Annotated in this window: 16 protein-coding genes and 1 tRNA gene; 9 read left to right on the plus strand and 8 right to left on the minus strand. The window is 55.3% G+C overall.

The features are described 5' to 3' along the window. Nucleotides 1–16: 16 nt before the first annotated feature. The gene (gene putA, locus Yoon_RS04075; protein WP_238110402.1) at nt 17–3,478 is read right to left on the minus strand and encodes a bifunctional proline dehydrogenase/L-glutamate gamma-semialdehyde dehydrogenase PutA; all 3,462 of its coding nucleotides are present in this window, start codon (nt 3,476–3,478) and stop codon (nt 17–19) included. Between the two features lie 113 nt (nt 3,479–3,591). On the opposite strand from putA, the gene Yoon_RS04080 reads away from it, so the two are divergent. The 3 genes from Yoon_RS04080 to Yoon_RS04090 all read left to right on the plus strand — a co-directional run bounded on the left by Yoon_RS04080 (nt 3,592) and on the right by Yoon_RS04090 (nt 4,750). After that, entirely contained in the window at nt 3,592–4,077 is a 486-nt protein-coding gene (locus Yoon_RS04080) for an Lrp/AsnC family transcriptional regulator (RefSeq protein ID WP_238110404.1), read from the plus strand. A gap of 12 nt (nt 4,078–4,089) precedes the next feature. After that, nucleotides 4,090–4,175 (plus strand) — tRNA-Leu (locus tag Yoon_RS04085). Nucleotides 4,176–4,441: 266 nt separating this feature from the next. Next, complete coding sequence (locus Yoon_RS04090) at nt 4,442–4,750, plus strand: hypothetical protein (RefSeq protein WP_238110406.1); 309 nt, start codon at nt 4,442–4,444, stop codon at nt 4,748–4,750. A 93-nt stretch (nt 4,751–4,843) separates the two neighbouring features. On the opposite strand, the gene Yoon_RS04095 is transcribed toward Yoon_RS04090, so the two are convergent. Continuing rightward, on the minus strand, nt 4,844–5,641 hold the full coding sequence (locus tag Yoon_RS04095; protein ID WP_238110408.1) for a sulfotransferase family protein: 798 nt from the start codon (nt 5,639–5,641) through the stop codon (nt 4,844–4,846). Between the two features lie 152 nt (nt 5,642–5,793). Here Yoon_RS04095 and Yoon_RS04100 point away from each other — a divergent pair, with 152 nt between their 5' ends. Together Yoon_RS04100 and Yoon_RS04105 are read left to right on the plus strand one after the other, a co-directional pair. After that, nucleotides 5,794–7,371: a DUF5928 domain-containing protein gene (locus Yoon_RS04100; protein WP_238110410.1), complete on the plus strand. Its 1,578-nt coding sequence runs from the start codon at nt 5,794–5,796 to the stop codon at nt 7,369–7,371. A 7-nt stretch (nt 7,372–7,378) separates the two neighbouring features. Next, a complete protein-coding gene (locus Yoon_RS04105; protein WP_238110412.1) occupies nt 7,379–7,741 on the plus strand; it encodes an HIT domain-containing protein in 363 nt (120 codons plus the stop codon). Nucleotides 7,742–7,783: 42 nt separating this feature from the next. Here the strand turns inward: Yoon_RS04105 and Yoon_RS04110 are convergent, their stop codons facing one another. After that, nucleotides 7,784–8,713, minus strand: coding sequence for an ABC transporter ATP-binding protein (locus Yoon_RS04110; protein ID WP_238110413.1), 930 nt, complete (start codon nt 8,711–8,713; stop codon nt 7,784–7,786). 87 nt (nt 8,714–8,800) lie between these two features. Between Yoon_RS04110 and Yoon_RS04115 the strand changes: the two genes are divergently transcribed. The 4 genes from Yoon_RS04115 (at nt 8,801) to Yoon_RS04130 (ending at nt 13,135) form a co-directional block, all read left to right on the plus strand. Continuing rightward, the gene (locus Yoon_RS04115) at nt 8,801–8,980 is read left to right on the plus strand and encodes a zinc-finger domain-containing protein (protein WP_238110414.1); all 180 of its coding nucleotides are present in this window, start codon (nt 8,801–8,803) and stop codon (nt 8,978–8,980) included. A 38-nt stretch (nt 8,981–9,018) separates the two neighbouring features. Continuing rightward, a complete protein-coding gene (locus Yoon_RS04120) occupies nt 9,019–9,600 on the plus strand; it encodes a TIGR02117 family protein (protein ID WP_370642121.1) in 582 nt (193 codons plus the stop codon). Nucleotides 9,601–9,676: 76 nt separating this feature from the next. Beyond that, complete coding sequence (gene polA, locus Yoon_RS04125) at nt 9,677–12,493, plus strand: DNA polymerase I (RefSeq protein ID WP_238110416.1); 2,817 nt, start codon at nt 9,677–9,679, stop codon at nt 12,491–12,493. Nucleotides 12,494–12,613: 120 nt separating this feature from the next. Next, a complete protein-coding gene (locus Yoon_RS04130) occupies nt 12,614–13,135 on the plus strand; it encodes a hypothetical protein (RefSeq protein WP_238110417.1) in 522 nt (173 codons plus the stop codon). Between the two features lie 93 nt (nt 13,136–13,228). On the opposite strand, the gene Yoon_RS04135 is transcribed toward Yoon_RS04130, so the two are convergent. The 5 genes from Yoon_RS04135 to Yoon_RS04155 all read right to left on the minus strand — a co-directional run bounded on the left by Yoon_RS04135 (nt 13,229) and on the right by Yoon_RS04155 (nt 18,572). Beyond that, nucleotides 13,229–13,696, minus strand: coding sequence for an Hsp20 family protein (locus Yoon_RS04135; protein WP_238110418.1), 468 nt, complete (start codon nt 13,694–13,696; stop codon nt 13,229–13,231). 130 nt (nt 13,697–13,826) lie between these two features. Beyond that, a complete protein-coding gene (locus Yoon_RS04140) occupies nt 13,827–14,636 on the minus strand; it encodes a serine protease (RefSeq protein ID WP_238110419.1) in 810 nt (269 codons plus the stop codon). Between the two features lie 54 nt (nt 14,637–14,690). Beyond that, nucleotides 14,691–16,007 (minus strand): glycolate oxidase subunit GlcF, encoded by a 1,317-nt coding sequence (gene glcF, locus Yoon_RS04145; protein ID WP_238110420.1) that lies wholly within the window; start codon nt 16,005–16,007, stop codon nt 14,691–14,693. Then, nucleotides 16,007–17,128 carry an FAD-binding protein gene (locus Yoon_RS04150; RefSeq protein ID WP_238110422.1) on the minus strand — a complete coding sequence of 374 codons (1,122 nt, stop codon included), beginning with the start codon at nt 17,126–17,128 and terminating at the stop codon, nt 16,007–16,009. The genes glcF and Yoon_RS04150 overlap by 1 nt, the downstream gene beginning before the upstream one ends. A gap of 1 nt (nt 17,129) precedes the next feature. Further along, complete coding sequence (locus Yoon_RS04155) at nt 17,130–18,572, minus strand: FAD-linked oxidase C-terminal domain-containing protein (protein ID WP_238110424.1); 1,443 nt, start codon at nt 18,570–18,572, stop codon at nt 17,130–17,132. Between the last annotated feature and the right edge of the window lie 55 nt (nt 18,573–18,627).

Below are 18,627 nucleotides of genomic sequence, written 5' to 3' on the forward strand. Positions count from 1 at the left end.
TATGTCAGGCGCGGGGTCAAGCGGTTGCTTGATCTGCGACAGCCGCCAAAAGCGCGGCATTGCCCCCTGCTGCGGTTGTATCAATGCATACATGGCGTTCGTGCATCACATGCGCGGTGTCAGGCATACCAGTGATGAGCGCGGTAATAGGGCCGCTCCGCTTTGACAGTGCGGTTTCAATCGCACGCCCCGTGTCGGCATCGCCCCACCATAGCACGCCTGCGATTGGGTCCAGCGTTGCGAGCGCCTCGGGCGCAATTTGGCCTTCGGCGCTGATTCCGATCCCGCCCAATGCATTTACGGCCGCGACTTGCGCCTGTGCCGTGGCTTCACCTGGCCCCATACACAGAACCGGGCCGCGCGCGCGCAGGCTGTGGCGGTTGGATTCGCCAGTTGGGCCGGGAAGGTCTGTCGCGGGGCGTGGGGCGTCATTTTGTAACGCGTTGAGCTTTGTTTGTATGCCACCCATATCTGCGTTGCCTGCCCATTCCCCTTCCACCAAGGGCGCAGAATTCGCCGTAAAGCGCGGCAGGTAGTGTGGGCCACCTGCTTTAGGTCCAGTGCCAGAAAGCCCCTCGCCGCCAAAAGGTTGGCTGCCGACAACCGCCCCAATTTGGTCGCGGTTCACATAGATATTGCCAGCCTCAACGCGTTCAACGATGGTCTGCACCCTGTCATCAATCCGGGTGTGTAAGCCGAAGGTCAGACCGTAGCCGGTTGCGTTGATCGTATCGATCACGGCGTCTAGTTCATCTGCTTTAAAGGTCGCGACATGCAGCACGGGGCCAAATATCTCGCGGGTCATCTCGGCAATGCTGTCCACGCGAATGGCCGTTGGCGCGATGAAATGTCCGTCAGATGTTGGGGCGCTGATTTGGTGGATCAACCGACCGTCGGCGTGGGCGGTTGCAATATGATCGGCGATGATCTGCTGCGCAGCTTTGTCGATGACTGGACCAAGATCGGTCGCGAGCAGCCACGGATCACCCACAACCAATTCATCCATCGCGCCTTTCAGCATCTTAAGCAATGGTGCGGCGATGTCTTCTTGAACATATAGACAGCGCAGGGCGGAACAACGCTGGCCTGCCGACCGGAACGCCCCGTTGACGATGTCGCGCACCGCATGTTCAGGCAGGGCGGTGCTGTCGACAATCATCGCATTCAGCCCGCCAGTTTCCGCGATTAACGGCGTGCCGGGGGCGCAGTTCGCAGCCATCGTCGCGCGAATTTTGAGGGCTGTTGCGGTAGACCCGGTAAAGGCCACGCCATTCACGCGCGCATCTGATGTCAGCGCTGCCCCCACCGCACCGTCACCGGGTAAAAGTTGCAGCGCAGTGACGGGTACGCCAGCCGCATGCATCAATTCAATCGCACGGGTCGCGATTAATGGCGTTTGCTCGGCAGGTTTCGCAAGGACCGCATTGCCAGCCGCCAGTGCTGCTGCAATTTGCCCAGTGAAAATCGCCAGCGGAAAGTTCCACGGGCTGATACAAGTCCACACGCCACATGCCTGATTGTCGTCGCTGGCTTGGGTGGCGTAGTAGCGCAAGAAATCAACCGCTTCGCGGAGTTCCGCAACAACGTCAGGCATGGCTTTGCCAGCTTCGCGCGCGAGAATGGCGAATAGCTCCGCTGCGTTGGCCTCGTAGGCATCGGCTACTGCGGTGAGGGCTGCTGCACGGGTCGCAGAATCAGCCGTCCACGGAGCTGCCGCAGTCAGCGCGGCGTTGATCGCGGCGGGGCCTGCGGGTACGACTTGACCGACAATATCGCCAACGCGCGCGGGGTTGATGACGGGCTGCACCGCGCTTTTCCCATCCACCGCATCGGCAAGGATTGGATGCCCGTTGAACACCGCAGATTGAAATGATGTGCGCGCGGCATTTAGATCGTCCAGCGTGGGGCGATGGGTCAGGTCCCACCCCTTTGAATTGACCCGCGCCGGCTGGAAAATATCGGGCCCTTTGGGCAGCACGACGCCGGTGCCGATAGCGTCAAATGGGCAGGCTGCGACAGTTTCAGGGGCAACATCTTCGTCAACGATTTGGTTCACAAAGCTAGAGTTCGCGCCGTTTTCAAGCAAACGACGGACCAGATAAGCCAGCAGGTCTTCGTGTGCGCCAACAGGGGCATAAATCCGGCAACGGGTGCCTTGCGCGTTCAGAACAAGCGTGTGGAGGGTCTCACCCATGCCGTGTAGGCGTTGGAATTCGAAGGTGTTCGCAGATTTTCCCATTGTGCTTGCCAAATCCAGCACCGCCGCCACCGTATGCGCGTTATGTGTCGCGAACTGCGGGTAAATACGATCGGTCATGCCCAGCAATTTGCGCGCATTACTGATATAGCTGATATCCGTGTGCTGTTTGGCCGTGAAAACAGGAAAGCCATTCATGCCTTCGACCTGTGCGCGCTTAATTTCCGCATCCCAATAGGCGCCTTTGACAAGACGGACCATGATCTTGCGATCCAATTGCGTCGCCAGAGCATGCAAATGGTCGATCACCAATGATGCCCGTTGACCGTACGCCTGTACAACCACGCCGAACCCGTCCCATCCTGCCAGCGCAGGTTCTGCCAGCACGGCCGCGATCACATCCAGCGACAGGGACAGGCGGTCGGCTTCTTCTGCGTCAATGTTGAACCCCATGCCCGCGGATTTCGCGAGCAAAGCCAGCGCACGCATGCGGGGCACAAGTTCGACCATTACACGATCTTTTTGCGCAACTTCGTAGCGCGGATGCAAAGCGGATAGTTTTACCGAAATACCGGGGTTTTGGGCCACGCTGTCATGGGTGCAATGATCTGCAATCGCTGATATCGCCCGCGAATATGCAAGATGATAGGCGCGGGCGTCAGCCTCGGTGCAGGCCGCTTCGCCGAGCATGTCATAGCTATAAGTAAAGCCTTTTTCTTGCATGCCCGCGGCCCGTTTCATTGCTTTGGTGATGTCTTCCCCCAAAACGAATTGACGCCCCATTTCACGCATCGCGCGTGCGACGGCAGTGCGGATGACAGGTTCGCCCAAACGTTTGACGGCACTGCGCAAGTGGCGCGTAATGCCGGGCTTTTCGTCATCCAATACGCGACCGGTCAACATCAGTGCCCAAGTTGAGGCATTTACCAACGGTGACGCCGAATGGCCCAGATGCTTGCCCCAATCAGATGGCGCAATTTTATCTTCGATCAGCGCGTCGATGGTTTCCGCGTCTGGGACCCGCAACAATGCTTCTGCCAGACACATCAGGGCGATTCCCTCATCTGTTGACAGGCCGTATTCGGCAAGAAAGACTTCCATCAGGCCGGGTTCGGCGCTGTTACGGATCTCGCGGACAAGGTCAGCGGCACTTGCGCTAATACGCGCGCGATCTTCCTGTGTAAGCGCTGCGGCTTGCACCAATGATGCAAGTGTATCGGCTTCATTGCGGTACATTGCTATGTCTATTTGGCGGCGTAGATCGGAATCGTTTTGTGACATTTGCGTGCTCCTTGTCGGCAGGGAAAGCTTAAGCCATTGCGAGAAGTCGATTTGGTTGGTAATTTAACAAATGAGAGGCGATTAACCTGAAGATAAATTATATGGCGGCCAATATGAGTTCAGATATAGATCAGTTCGACCGAAAAATACTTGACGTTCTTGCGATAGAGGGGCGGGTAAGCGTCACCGAGCTATCACGACGAATCGGCTTGTCGAAATCACCGACTCAGGCGCGGCTTAAACGGCTTGAAGATAGCGGCATTATTCGCGGTTACCGCGCATTGTTTGACCCCATTCGCTTGGGCCGCGACCATGTCGCCTTTGTTGAGGTGAAATTGACTGACACACGCGAAAATGCCTTGGCCGCATTTAATAAGGCGGTCATGCGGGTCCCAGAGGTCGAACAATGCCATTTGATTGCAGGCGCGTTCGACTATTTGCTGAAAGTGCGGACTTCGGGAATGATGGGGTACCGCGCTGTTTTAGCAGAGAAAATTTCGACGTTGCCGCATGTAGCGAACACATCGACCTATGTTGCGATGCAAGCCGTCAAAGAAGAAGGGCTTTCACCGCTTGCCCCGCGCGACATGTCCGCATAGGAATAGCACCGTGCCCGCGTGGTGGAATGGTAGACACATGAGACTTAAAATCTCCCGGCTGTATGGCCGTGCCGGTTCGAGTCCGGCCGCGGGCACCACTTTAAATAGAGTTCCTTGAGGTGCGTTCCGGATGTTCCCAAGGAGGCTCACTTTGCGATTTGAAACGAAGCAATTGTATTGTTTTGTCGGTCTAGTGATGGCAAAAAACTATCAAATCATAGAGTGTCGGCAAATGTCAGTACACAGTAGGTTGAAAATGAAAAACACCTATAAGTTGAATTATTCAAATTTGTGACAACCTTTAGACACAAGTCTGCCATAAAGTGCTGTCGGTAATATCAATATGTTTGATGGAGTCAGCACAATGTTCAAATACGCAATCCACGCACTTATCCCAGCCCTATTTATTGCGGGTCATTCCGCCCAGGCCCAGCACGTTCAGATTGAACCCGGCGCGGTTATCGCCGCTGCGGCAGAAATGCCAAACAGCACATTGCTTTGGATGGTCGACCCCGCGGTTGGAATAATCCGCGCGAGCGGTCATCCCTGTGACAGCATTTCGGAAATGCGGCCAGCAGTCGTCTTCACGGGCTTAACTGTGGTCTGCAACAGCAGTCGCTACGCGTACGATATCGAAGATCAAGACGGCCGTTGGCAAGTCGCGCTTCAATAGGTCGGTTTGAAGCATGGCCCGATATTGCGGGTGCGAGCGGCGCTTACCTAGCTCTGCGATCTGATCGCGTGAATTGCGCAATCGGGAGCGTCGTCACTGGCCAAGCTTCGCATGGACCTCATCAAGGTCAATCTCACCAATCGGCATTTTATTGGCTGGATTTTCAAAATCGTATTTGAAGATGCGGAAGTCTTTTTTGTACATCTCATAGACCAGATGCATCGACAGGTCGTCGAAATAGTCTGCAACAGGATGCGCGCGTTTGGGGCCGTGGCCCTCGCTTTCATTGAACCGCGGGATCGTCTCAAGATCAATCGCATGCGGCGTTTCGATATCATCCAGTACGGACTGCATGCCCTCGTTAAACTTTTCGGTCCAAAAAATATTGTCGTAGCGACCGCCGTTTACGATGTAAGTCGCGATATGGCCAGACATGGCTGACCAGTGAATGTCTGGGTCCATCGGGCGGCGCCAGCGGATGGTGTCGCGCGCGAACAATAGAAAGCGACGGAAGCTTTTGATCTGGTCGAATTCAAATCCGGTGTCCGGATCGCCAACTTCGATCCCGTATTTTTGGGTCAGTAGGGGCACAAGATTGCCGCGATAGTATTTGCCGTTGCGCTGAATGCCGCAGATTTTGTCAAAGAATGACGATAGAATACGCGTGTATGGATTGCGGACACAGGTAAACGCATAGCTTTGATGCGCGGTCACGTTTTTGGTGATCAGATCCTTGCTGTCGTCCAATGCCCATTTGTGCAGACCTGATTTTGCATCATGGATATCGCCGTCAAAAAAATTTCCGTGATCGGAATAATACATGATTTGCCCGATGGTAGAACAGGCGCATTTAGGGACAACGCGGTAGACGACGCTTTCGCTGGTGGTCATCCAGGTTCCGGGAAAACTCGCCAATTGTGGTCTCCTTTACGTAAACTCGCCGTCGTTTTTCCTTTAAGAGCAAAGAAACACCGTTTATTCAATGTCTGATCACGGCAAGTTGCCGGAAACATCAATTTGTCCGCAGGGGGCACCCACCACAGATGGCAAGAATCGCCTTTATCCTTCTTTGCCACAAGAACCCTGATGCGATTGTGCAGCAAGCGCAGCAATTGACAGCGGCTGGCGATTATATCGCAATCCATTTTGATGCCTCGGCCGATGCTGAGGATTTTGCGACCATTCAGACGGTCTTGGTCGATAACCCAAACGTGGTCTTCGCCAAGCGCCGGATCAAATGCGGGTGGGGCGAATGGAGCCTTGTGCAGGCGACCCTTCATGCCGTTGAAGCGGCAGTTGAAGCATTCCCGCGTGCGAGCCATTTCTACATGGTGTCGGGTGATTGCATGCCGATCAAATCCGCTCAATATGCGCATCAGTTTTTGGACCAACATGACCGTGATTTTATCGAAAGCTATGATTTCTTTGACAGCGATTGGATCAAAACGGGGTTCCGCGAAGAGCGTCTGATTTACCGTCATCATTTTAATGAGCGCACGCAGAAAAAGCGGTTTTACACGTCATTGGCGTTGCAACAGAAATTTGGGATCACGCGCGATACGCCTAAAGGCGTGCAAATCATGATCGGCAGTCAATGGTGGTGTCTGCGGCGGCGCACCGTTGAGGCACTACTTGATTTCACCCGAGCCCGCAAAGACGTGATGCGTTTTTTCCGCACGACTTGGATCCCCGATGAGACATTTTTTCAAACGCTTGTGCGCCATCTGGTACCTGGGAATGAGATCGAAAACCGCACGCTCACATTTTTGATGTTCACCGATTACGGCATGCCTGTGACGTTTTATAATGACCACTACGATCTGTTACTGGGACAAAGCGGCTTATTCGCGCGCAAAATCAGTGCCGAGGCTGCCAATCTGAGATCCGAGCTCGGCGCGCTCTATGTGAGTGACCGGACGGATTTCGTGATCACCGACGAGGGGCGGCGGCTGTTTCAATTCCTAACCGGCCGAGGGCGCATTGGGCGCCGGTTTACGCCACGGTTTTGGGAACGTGAAACCACGCTGGGGCGCAATCGCGAGCTGCTCATAGTGGCTTGTAAGAAATGGCATGTCGCCAAACGTTTGGCCGCTGGAATCCGGGCACATACCGATATTCCAGCGGTCGACTATTTATTCAGTGAAGACGCAACGCCGCTGCCGGATCTTGGTGGGATCGAAACGACTGTGCAAAAACGTGGTCGGCATCGCCGCGCATTTTTGCGGATGTTGTTTGATCACAACAAAAGCGATCGGTTGGTGATTTGCCTTGATACAGCAGACATCGAATTGATGCGTGACTTTTTCTCGGACCGTGCCGACGTACGTTTGCTCGAAATTGCCTGTGAGTTCGATGATGACTATTTGGCGGGCCATGCGAAACGCGTTGGACTGGCTGGCGCACAAAGCAGTGATGCAACCGTCGCACGGCTTCTGCCTACTATTCGCAACGATATCCTGCACGAGCGTGACAGTATCCGCGACGCCGACTTTGTAGGTGCGTCGCGGATCAGTGAAACCGCAACAGTCGCTGAAAATGCGGCTGCCCTTGCCCAATTCTTGCGCGTAGATATGGATACTGCGTGCGTTCTTGCCGAAACCCCCCATCTTTTTGTTGATTGAGGCCCCCATGGATTACGCATACGACGACCAGAATATTTTCGCCAAGATTTTACGTGGCGAAATTCCCAACAAGACCGTCTTTGAAAACGATCACGCTTTGGCGTTTCATGACATTCAACCGCAGGCCGCCGTGCATGTACTGGTGATCCCGAAGGGGCCATATATGAGCCTTGATCACTTTGCCCGTGACGCGTCCGCGACTGAACAGGCCGGTTTTTTTCACGCGGTCGCCGCTGTGTGCGATCTGATGCAGCTTGACGAAGGATTCCGGGGCATTTCGAACACCCGCGTGCATGGCGTTCAAGATGTGCCGCACTATCATATGCACATTCTCGGCGGGCAACAGCTGGGCCGCATGTTGTTGGATTGAGTCCGGTGGCGATTGCGCTTCGCTAAATATGATTGACCTAAGCTATTTTGCGGATGTGAGCGATAGAAACACGTCCTCAAGATGGGCCTCTTGGGTCTTTACGTCTTTGATCGTGATCCCGGCCTCGCGCAGAATGTGCAACACCGCATCGGCAGGGGTTGTCGCGCTTTGGTAGGTGAAACTTAACATGCCGTTGTGGTGCTTTTTGCCAGCGATTTCCGGCGGCAGTTCCGGCAATTCTGCGGGCCCATCTGGCGTGATCACCAGCGTTTTGCGATCAAGGTGCCCAATGAGGTTTGAAGTGCTGTCACGTGCAACCACTTCGCCATGGTTGATGATCGCGATATCGTCGCACATGGCTTCTGCTTCTTCGAGATAATGGGTCGTCAGGATCACGGTCATTCCCTCATCATTGAGCTTGCGCACATTTTGCCACAGCATATTGCGCAGCGCGATATCGACGCCTGCTGTCGGCTCATCCAACACAAGAATTTGCGGTGAATGCACGAGCGCCTTGCCCAATAGCAACCGCCGCCGCATCCCACCAGATAGCGATCTCGAGTAGGCGTCTGCCTTATCGGTCAATCCGATCAAATCTAGAATCTCTGCCGTTCTGCGCTGCGATTTTGGCACGCCATAAAGACCTGCTTGAACATCGAGCGACCCGGCGGGTGTGAAAAACGGGTCAAGATGCGGTTCTTGCGGCATAATTCCAATCGAGGCGCGCGATTGGCGTGGGTTTGTGTCTTGGTCAAAGCCCCAAATCTTGACGCTGCCTGCCGATTTGACAACCAAACCGGCTAAAATATTGATAAGGGTTGATTTTCCAGCACCGTTTGGCCCCAAAAGTCCGAAAATGGACCCGCGTGGGATATTCAAATCTACCCCTTTCAACGCCTCTTTGCCGGGGCTGCGTCCGGTGGCGGCATAGGTTTTCTTAAGCCCGGAAATTTCTATGGCGTTGTCGGTCATGCTGGTCTTTCCCCTGCGCGTCTCGTGCGGTATGTATCACGTGATCTAAGGCCCACTGCGGCCAGCAGCAAGCACACAGGTGACAATATGACCACGCCAGCCCCAGAGACCCGGATTGTTAACGACTGGCGCATTGCCTGTGATGGCGGCGAAGGTGGGCTTGGTCACCCGCGTGTCTGGCTGCAAATCCCGCATGAGGTCGGCTATGTCGAATGCCCCTATTGCGATGCAAAAATCGTGCATGCGGATTACGAAGGTAAAGTGTAATTCGGCGTTTTGCCCTTATTATCGTCTTACTGCCACTGATCTATCTTTTGGCTGGGACAGTTGGCGGGATGGTCCGCACAGGCAGTAAGCCACCAGACGAGGGCGGTATCGAAATTGGTCTTTTCGCCGGGCCAATCCACACCGACATTTTAATTCCCGCGACGGCGCAGGTTCGCGACAGGTTTGGGTTTTTGGCGGCCGCAGGCATGCCGATCAATCACCCTGATGTGTCGTGGGTCAGCGTTGGTTGGGGCGCGCGCGATTTTTATACGACAACTGGCGATTATACTGACCTGAGCCTGCGGCCTGTGTGGCGCGCGGTGACCGGCGATCATGCCGTGATGCGCGTTGATTTGGCAGGGCCGCTGCGCGCAGACTTGGACGTGACGCGGTTGCAGTTGAGCCCTGATCAGTTCGCCACTTTGCTTGACGCAATCAGCGCGGGGTTTGCGTCTGATAACCCTATCGATCATCCCGGCTTTAACGCGACTGATCGGTTCTACCCGGCGACGGGGCGCTTTCACTTGTTGCGCACCTGTAATGTGTGGGTTGGCGACGTGCTGCGCGGTGCAGGGGTGCGTGTCGGCCTGTGGACGCCGTTTATCTGGTCTCTCCCATAAACCCGCTAAAGATCACTGGCGAACCGAGGCTGATCGTGGCAGAACCGAACGTGAACTGATCGTAAGGAGCCAACCCATGACAACGCAATTCGGCAAAGGTTGCCACCTGCATTTGATCGACGGCTCGGCGTTCATTTTTCGTGCCTATCATGCACTTCCGCCGTTGACGCGCAAATCTGATGGATTGCCTGTTGGGGCTGTGTCGGGCTTTGTGAATATGTTGCAACGCTATGTGGAAACAAACACGGGGCCAGATGCCGCGACCCATGTGGCGGTGATTTTTGACAAGGGTAGCCATACGTTCCGCAATGAAATGTATGATCTATATAAGGCAAACCGCGACGCGATGCCCGAAGATTTACGCCCACAGATGCCGCTGACGCGCGATGCGACGCGGGCGTTCAACATCGCCTGCGAAGAAATCGAAGGGTTCGAAGCCGATGATATTATCGCGACCCTCGCCCATCAGGCGCGCGATGCGGGCGGGCGTGTGACGATCCTATCCTCGGATAAAGACCTGATGCAGCTGGTCGGTGGCGGGGTTGAGATGCTCGACCCGATGAAGAACAAGCGCATCGACAATGACGGCGTGGTTGAAAAATTTGGCGTCGGGCCTGAACGTGTTGTGGATGTGCAGGCGCTTGCAGGTGATTCCGTTGATAACGTGCCGGGCGCGCCGGGCATTGGGATCAAGACAGCCGCGCTTTTGATCAATGAATATGGTGATCTGGAAACGCTGCTCGACCGGGCGGGCGAAATTAAACAACCCAAGCGACGTCAAAGCCTGATCGACAACCGCGCGCAGATTGAGCTGTCCAAACGGCTTGTGCAGCTGGATTGCGACATGGAGCTGCCGTTCGATCTTGATAGCCTAGAGGTGCGCACACCTGATGCGGAAACCTTGCTTGGCTTCTTGGCAGAAATGGAATTCCGCACGATCGTCAAACGTGTCGCGGACAAACTGGGCGCGCAAGCCCCCAGAATCGCGACCCCAACGGCACAAACAGCCGAGGTTGCAGCCCCAGAAGCCGTGCCATTTGCGCCCGAAACCTATGAATGCGTATCGGATGCGGCCGCTTTGCAGGTCTGGATCGACCGGATTTATGCGCGCGGCTATGTTGCTGTCGACACAGAGACCACGGGCCTGAACGAGATGATCGTTGATCTGGTTGGTATTTCATTGTGCGTCGAGGCTGGGCAGGCCTGCTATATCCCGTTGACCCACAAGGCAGCCGCAGCCGATGATCTGTTTGGCTCTGATGATGTGGCCGAAGGGCAGATGGATATAGGCACATGTCTGGCGATGCTCAAGCCCGTGCTTGAGGATGCGTCGATCCTAAAGATTGGCCAAAACATGAAATACGACGCCAAGATTTTTGCGCGTCAGGGGATCACTGTCGCGCCGATTGATGACACGATGCTGATGTCTTATGCGATGAACGCAGGCGTGCACAATCACGGGATGGATGTGCTTTCAGAGCGGTATCTTGACCATACGCCGATTCCGATCAAACCGCTGTTGGGCACTGGAAAATCTGCGATTACCTTTGACCGCGTGCCCGTTGATGAGGCCGTCAAATACGCCGCCGAAGATGCCGATATCACCCTGCGTCTATGGCAGCAGTTCAAACCGCAATTGCACGCCATACAGGTCACGACCGTTTATGAAACACTAGAACGCCCCTTGGTGCCGGTGCTCGCGCAGATGGAAATGCATGGTGTGCAGGTTGACCGCGATACGCTGTCACGCATGTCAAATGCGTTTGCGCAGAAAATGGCCGGGCTCGAAGATGATATCTACGAAATAGTTGGCCATAAGTTCAACGTCGGATCGCCGAAACAGCTGGGCGAGATCATGTTCGACGAAATGGGGCTGGAAATGCCAGATGGTAAGGCCCCATCCAAAGGGAAAACCGGGGCCTATTCGACCGGTGCGACAGTGCTCGAAGATCTCGCTACGATCCATGACTTGCCGCGCCGCATTCTGGATTGGCGTCAGCTATCAAAGCTGAAATCGACCTATACAGACGCGCTGCAAGAGCACATCAACCCTGACACAGGGCGCGTGCATACATCCTATGTGATCGCGGGCGCGAACACAGGGCGGCTCGCGTCGACGGACCCGAACCTGCAAAACATTCCTGTGCGTTCTGAGGAAGGGCGGCGCATCCGCGAAGCCTTTGTCGCGGCACCCGGGAATGTCCTTGTCAGCCTCGACTATAGCCAAATTGAGCTGCGTATTCTGGCGCATGTCGCTGGGATTGATGCGCTCAAACAAGCGTTCCGCGATGGGATCGATATTCACGCCATGACCGCGTCTGAAATGTTTGATGTGCCTTTGGAGGAAATGACGCCGGATATTCGCAGGCAGGCCAAGGCGATTAACTTTGGTGTGATCTACGGGATTTCCGGCTTTGGTCTGGCGCGCAACCTGCGTATTCCGCGTGGCGAGGCCCAAGGGTTCATTGACCGCTACTTTGAACGTTTCCCGGGCATTCGTACCTATATGGATGACACGGTCGCCTTTGCCAAAGAGCATAGCTATGTGCAAACGCTGTTTGGGCGCAAAATCAACACGCCCGAAATCAATGCTAAGGGACCTCACGCAGGGTTCGCCAAGCGCGCTGCAATCAACGCGCCGATCCAAGGGACAGCCGCCGATGTGATCCGCCGCGCGATGATCCGGATGCCGGATGCGATTGCAGGCCTGCCCGCCAAAATGCTTCTTCAAGTCCACGATGAATTGATCTTTGAGGTCGATGCAGGCAGCGCCGAAACCCTGATCGACGCGGCACGCGACGTGATGGAAAACGCCAGTGATCCAGCGGTGAAGCTTGATGTGAAGCTATCTGTAGACGCAGGGCAGGGGGCGAACTGGGCCGAGGCGCATTGATGCTGATTTAGCAGCTAGGTCGGCTTTGCGGACTGAGCAGTCATGCAGAAAGCCCATCTTGTCGATCCAGCAGTACTTTGTTAACCCATTATTAAGCAATCACAATTTAGGAACACAGACATGGATCGTACTCGGATCGGCTTCGATATGGATGATGTGATCTGTGACACCTACGGTAGCCTAAGATTGTGGGCTGAAACATCTTACGACATACCCGCTCATGAAAAACGGGATATGCCAATTCAGTCACTATTGACCGACAGTCAAAACCAAAAGATGGTTGAAATGCTAAATGAGGGCTCGTTCTTTGCAACCCTAGATGCACTTCCTAAAGCCATCGACGTGCTTGAGACGCTGGTAAAAAAGCACGATGTCTTCATAGTGACCGCGGCGATGGAACACCCAGCTTGCATGTCGCATAAATTCAAATGGATTTCTGAGCACTTACCGTTTTTCAATCCTCTAAACATCGTTTTTTGCGGAGAGAAGTACGTAACTGATGTTGATTATCTCATCGATGATACACCGCGCCACTTCGAACGCTTGCGAGGCCAGGGCATTGTATTCTCTGCACCCAAAAATCGAGATGAGAAGCGGTACAAGCGCGTTGATAATTGGGACGACGTTGCTGCGTTTTTCTAGAACTCTTGAGGTAGGTTTGTGCTCAAACCTGCCCTTCGCTGAGTCTGCAAAAACATCGCTCCCGGCGCGTTTCCGCGCCGGGAGCGAATTCGTTTAGTTCACTGATTTCGCATCTACGAGATTGGCGTCCTTTTTGCCGCCTGCCGCGATTTCGATCCGGCGCGGTTTGAGCGCTTCTGGGACTTCGCGGGTCAGGTCGATGTGCAGCATGCCGTTTTCATGGCTGGCGCCCGTCACACGCACATGATCCGCAAGGTGGAACCGGCGTTCAAACGCGCGGGTGGCAATGCCCCGGTGTAGGTATTTGCGCTCGGCCTCGTCTTCGGCCTTGCGTGCGGTGACATGGAGCGAGCGGTCTTTGACTTCAATTGCGAGATCATCGTCACTAAACCCGGCGACCGCAATTGAAATGCGCCAACCGTCGTCAGCGATCTTTTCGATATTGTATGGGGGGTAGCTGTTGGTGCCGGCGTCGCTGGAGATTGCGCGATCCATAAGATCAGCGATTTGGTCGAAACCAACGGTGGCACGGTAGAGGGGTGTTAGGTCAAAACTACGCATAATAGGTCATCCTTTATCAAGCGATAACAAGTGTGAAGCCTTCCCAATGGGACAGGCCGGTTTGTCCAAGACCCATCATTGGCGCCTTGGTACATTTGATGTGGGGATGCTGATTTAGGCTTTCAAGCCCCTAGTTCACGCTAATGAACTTGGCGCCCGTATCATTGCGTTCGCCGATTGAAATGATGCGCTGTGTGCCGCCGGGAAGCGCCGGACCGATGGTTGAAAAATGCGCCATAAGGACTGAAAGCGGCCCGTCAAGCGAGGTGCCAAGCGACACTTTCTGCCCATCAATCTGCGCCATTGCAGAGACAACAGAGGCAATCCGGGTTTCCCCATCGCGCACGGTGAACACTGGCGCACCACTGGACCCAAAGTCGACATCGCAGGTCATCACAATCACGCCGGTTTGACGCCCCAAGACGCTACAGACCTCTTGCAGGCTGGGCAGATTTTCGCGCCCGCGCCCATAGGACACAACCCCAATTTCATCACCGGTCAGCGGCCGGGTGGCGATTAAATATGGCCGTATCCGCGTGTTTTGGATCGGGCGTTCAAGTTCAAGAACAGCAATATCCACGGCGACTTCGAGCGGCGCGAATGTATCGCCGTTTGGATCGTAGTCTGGATGCGGGATGGCACGTCTAATCGCGCGCGTCGCGGAGGCGCGCCCGTCGCGCAGCCCCGCCAGAAATTCGAATCGATCGCTGTCGATCGGCGATCCATCCTCATCATACAGACAGTGTGCCGCCGTTAGGATCAGGCTTTCCCGGATCAAGGCGGCGGTACAAAACCCTTTGCCTGCAATATCAAGTCGGCCAACGGCCTCCCAACCTTGGCTGTCTTGGCGGGTTTCCAGGCTGACGAGCTCTGTTTCTTCGGCGTGCACCGGCAGCGCGGCCGCAAAGAGCCAAATTGCAATGATCAGAAAATGCCGCATGTCGTCCTTACCGTTTGATCTAGCTTCCCGCAGAGTTGCGGCAGGAATATGGCATTAGCGCAGGATTGGCACCTTCATTTTCGTATTTCTTTCGGTATCAAGCGCTGGCGGTTTTGGCCCGCCTGTCGCCCAATCAAGCAGTTCGACCGTATGTACAATTGGCACTTGGGTGGCGCTGCCAATTTGCACCATGCAGCCAATATTGCCTGCGGCGATGATATCAGGCCTCAGCGCTTCGAGCGTGTCGACTTTACGTGATTTTAGCTGCGCTGAAATTTCGGGCTGCATCAGATTATACGTGCCCGCCGATCCGCAGCACAGATGGCTGTCCGCGGGTTCCAAAACAGTAAACCCGGCGTTTTTGAGAAGCGTTTTCGGATGGGTTTTGATCTGTTGCCCATGTTGTAGCGAACAGGCCGCGTGATAGGCTACTTTGGTGTTTTTATCATCGCCTTTGGGCAGGTCCAGTTGCATCAACACCTCTGAGATATCCATCGCAATCGCACTGACCCGTGCAGCATCAGCGGCCAAAGGGTCATTGCGGAACATATGTCCGTAGTCTTTGACTGTGGTGCCGCAGCCAGAGGTATTGATTACAATGGCGTCGAGCCCTTGATCCATTTCACGCACCCATGCGCGAATGTTCTTGGCCGCCGCTGCGTGGCTTTCACCTTCTTTGCCCATGTGATGGGTCAGCGCACCACAGCAGCCTGCGCCGCTCGCCACCACAACCTCGGCGCCCATACGTGTGAGCAATCGGATGGTCGCATCGTTGATGTCAGTGTTAAGCGCCTTTTGCGCGCACCCTGTCATCAGCGCGACGCGCATCTTTTTGGCCTGCGCCGGAAAGACCTGCGGGTCGTCGTTGCGGCTCACGGGGGGGATGGTCTTTGGGGCCATGGCGATCATCGCGCGCAGGCGCGGGTCAGGCAAAAACCGTGCAAAGGGGCGTGCGATTTTCGCGCCAAGCAGTGCCACACGAAACCGCGTCGGATAGGGCAATATGCGCGCGAGCACCCACCGCAGCGCCCGATCAGACCAAGGGCGGTTGTAATGTTCTTCGATATAGGCGCGGGCATGGTCAACCAAATGCATATAATGCACACCAGATGGGCAGGTGGTCATGCAGGCCAGACAAGACAGGCAACGGTCAATATGTTTGACCGTTTTCGCATCAGGCTTGCGGTTATTTTCCAGCATATCTTTGATCAGGTATATCCGCCCACGGGGGCTATCTAATTCGTCACCAAGCACTTGGTATGTCGGACAGGTCGCCGTGCAAAATCCGCAATGCACACAGGCACGCAGAATTTCATTGGCCCGCGCTGTTCCCGGATCGGTGAGCTGTTCTGGTGTGAATGTGGTTTGCATCAGGCCATCAACCCTTTGTTGAGAATATTGCGGGGGTCGAATTTGGCGCGTAATCCGGCGCTGATCGTTGCGATAGGTGTTGATTCGGGGTGGAACACCGGCGCGTCCCCCGCACCGCGAATGCGTGTTGCATGCCCTTTGAAGTCACCTAATTTCGCGCGAAGATCTCCGCCATCGGTTAACGCCCAAATCAGCCCGCCGCCCCAATCATATTGTACGGCGTTTGCATCTAACTTGGCCACAATATCGGCAGCGTCAGACGGTTTGACAGATATGCGCCAGACATCTCCGGGCTGATCTGAGAACGCAGTCACATCGCGCACCCATGCCCAACCTTTCTGCGTGCCGTAACCATTGTCCGTTTCGCCAATTTGCAGCGTGGCTTCACCGAATGGTTTCAACAGGTCGCGCAGGCGGTCTGCGCGGTATTTGACCGACGCGTCGAACCCTTCAATCCGGATCATGGTGATCGGATCGCCTTGCATGCTTTGCGGCAGATGTGCTGCACCCGTAACCTCGAACGGAGAGCCAAGTGCGGCTGACATCGCTTTGATCGCGCGCGCATCGTCCAACCCGTGCAACATCACGCAAGCCGTTTGGGCGACGTTTGGCAGCACCTTCAACGACACTTCTGTCAACACACCCAATGTGCCGTAGGCGCCCGACATCAGCTTCACGAGATCATAGCCGGTTACGTTTTTCATCACGCGGCCACCGTTTTTGACGATATTGCCCGCTCCATCAACAAAGCGCACACCCAGCAAGAAATCGCGGCACGCCCCAACAGATATGCGGCGCGGTCCCGAAATATTGCCGGCAACAATGCCGCCAATTGTTGGCGCGCCCTTAGTGCCGAGCAATGCGCGATGGTCCATTGGCTCAAACGCGAGCCTTTGGTTTTCTGCGGCAAGGGCTGCGTTGATGTCAGTCAAAGGCGTGCCAGCTTTGGCGACGATGGTCATTGCACCCGGTTCATAAAGCGTGATGCCCGACATGGCGCGCATATCAACAGTGTCGCCCGCAACATGGGCATAGCTGCGCGTGCCGCCGCCCCGAATACTTAAGGGGGCATCGGCACCTTTGATCAGGTCAGAAAGGTCTTGTTCGGTCTGGGGTGTCATATCAGTGATCTCCGGCCGCGCGGCGGGCTTCAGAACTATCTAGCGGGAACACTTTGGCCGCGTTCAACAGCCAAGCAGGGTCGAACACATCTTTGACGGCCATCTGCGCCTCTAGATCTGCGGGGTCATATTGCACGTTCATCAGGTCACGTTTTTCGATCCCCACACCATGTTCACCGGTCAGGCAACCGCCCACTTCGACGCAGAGTTTCAAGATATCGGCGCCAAATGTCTCGCAAAGTTCAAGATCGCCGGGCTTATTGGCATCGAACAAGATCAGCGGGTGCATATTGCCATCGCCCGCGTGGAACACATTGCCGACGCCCAGCCCGTACTCCTTGGACATCTCGCCGATCCGGCGCAGCACATAGGGCAGTTGCGACACCGGGATCGTGCCATCAAGGCACATGTAATCATTGATCTGCCCCATCGCACCAAAGGCCGATTTGCGGCCCAACCAAATGCGTGCCGCCTCATCCGCTGATTTGGCTTCGCGCAATTCAACCGGGTTATGTTTGGCGGCAATGTCCATGATCAAGGCCAGTTGCGCGTCGATTTCCGCATCTGATCCTTCGACCTCGACAATCAGCAGCGCCTCGCACATCGGATAGCCCGCCTTGGCGAAAGCTTCGGTCGCTTCGATACAGGGGCGGTCCATGAATTCGATCGCTACAGGTAAAACGCCTGCTTTGATAATGTCTGTGACAACCTGGCCTGCGACCTCGTTGCTGTCATATCCCATCAGCACAGGACGTGCGCCTTCGGGTTTGGGCAGAATGCGCAGAGTGGCTTCGGTCACAACGCCAAGCTGCCCTTCGGAGCCGCAAATGACGCCAAGCAAATCCAACCCGCCCGCATCCATATGCGCGCCCCCGATGTCCACAATACTGCCATCCATCATGACCATCGTCACGCCCAGCAGGTTATTCGTGGTCACCCCGTATTTGAGACAATGCGCACCGCCCGAATTCATCGCGATATTTCCTGCAATGGCGCAGGCCAATTGGCTAGACGGATCAGGCGCGTAGAAGAACCCATCTTCCTCGACAGCGCCCGTGACCGACAGATTGGTCCGGCCTGTCTGCACCGTGATATAGCGGTCTGGATAGTTGGTTTCGATCACGCCGTTCATCTTGGCCACGCCAAGGATCACGCAATCGGCGGTCGGTAGCGCCCCCCCAGCAAGCGATGTGCCCGAACCGCGCGGAACGACGGGCACGCCCATATCGTGGCAAATTTTCATGACCGCCGCGACCTCTTGGGTATTTGCAGGCAACACAGCACAAAGCGGCGGGCAGCGGTAAGCGGTCAATGCATCGCATTCATAGGCGCGGGTTTCGGTCACATCGGAAATTACCGCGTTCGCAGGCAAAACGGCCTGCAAACGGCTAACAATTTGATCCTTGCGTGATAGGACGCTGGCATTCGGGGCTGGCATTTCCATGGCGGTTCTCCGTATTTGGTAAAAATATATTACCAATTTTTCCATATGGCAAGTG

It is taken from the genome of Yoonia sp. I 8.24 (assembly GCF_022096995.1).
Classification (GTDB): Bacteria; Pseudomonadota; Alphaproteobacteria; order Rhodobacterales; family Rhodobacteraceae; genus Yoonia.

What these genes read in the sequence shown, in the direction of transcription:
- putA (WP_238110402.1), bottom strand. Translation starts at nt 3,478, where the DNA reads ATGTCACAAAACGATTCCGATCTACGCCGCCAAATAGACATAGCAATG.
- Yoon_RS04080 (WP_238110404.1), top strand. Translation starts at nt 3,592, where the DNA reads ATGAGTTCAGATATAGATCAGTTCGACCGAAAAATACTTGACGTTCTT.
- Yoon_RS04090 (WP_238110406.1), top strand. Translation starts at nt 4,442, where the DNA reads ATGTTCAAATACGCAATCCACGCACTTATCCCAGCCCTATTTATTGCG.
- Yoon_RS04095 (WP_238110408.1), bottom strand. Translation starts at nt 5,641, where the DNA reads ATGACCACCAGCGAAAGCGTCGTCTACCGCGTTGTCCCTAAATGCGCC.
- Yoon_RS04100 (WP_238110410.1), top strand. Translation starts at nt 5,794, where the DNA reads ATGGCAAGAATCGCCTTTATCCTTCTTTGCCACAAGAACCCTGATGCG.
- Yoon_RS04105 (WP_238110412.1), top strand. Translation starts at nt 7,379, where the DNA reads ATGGATTACGCATACGACGACCAGAATATTTTCGCCAAGATTTTACGT.
- Yoon_RS04110 (WP_238110413.1), bottom strand. Translation starts at nt 8,713, where the DNA reads ATGACCGACAACGCCATAGAAATTTCCGGGCTTAAGAAAACCTATGCC.
- Yoon_RS04115 (WP_238110414.1), top strand. Translation starts at nt 8,801, where the DNA reads ATGACCACGCCAGCCCCAGAGACCCGGATTGTTAACGACTGGCGCATT.
- polA (WP_238110416.1), top strand. Translation starts at nt 9,677, where the DNA reads ATGACAACGCAATTCGGCAAAGGTTGCCACCTGCATTTGATCGACGGC.
- Yoon_RS04130 (WP_238110417.1), top strand. Translation starts at nt 12,614, where the DNA reads ATGGATCGTACTCGGATCGGCTTCGATATGGATGATGTGATCTGTGAC.
- Yoon_RS04135 (WP_238110418.1), bottom strand. Translation starts at nt 13,696, where the DNA reads ATGCGTAGTTTTGACCTAACACCCCTCTACCGTGCCACCGTTGGTTTC.
- Yoon_RS04140 (WP_238110419.1), bottom strand. Translation starts at nt 14,636, where the DNA reads ATGCGGCATTTTCTGATCATTGCAATTTGGCTCTTTGCGGCCGCGCTG.
- glcF (WP_238110420.1), bottom strand. Translation starts at nt 16,007, where the DNA reads ATGCAAACCACATTCACACCAGAACAGCTCACCGATCCGGGAACAGCG.
- Yoon_RS04150 (WP_238110422.1), bottom strand. Translation starts at nt 17,128, where the DNA reads ATGACACCCCAGACCGAACAAGACCTTTCTGACCTGATCAAAGGTGCC.
- Yoon_RS04155 (WP_238110424.1), bottom strand. Translation starts at nt 18,572, where the DNA reads ATGGAAATGCCAGCCCCGAATGCCAGCGTCCTATCACGCAAGGATCAA.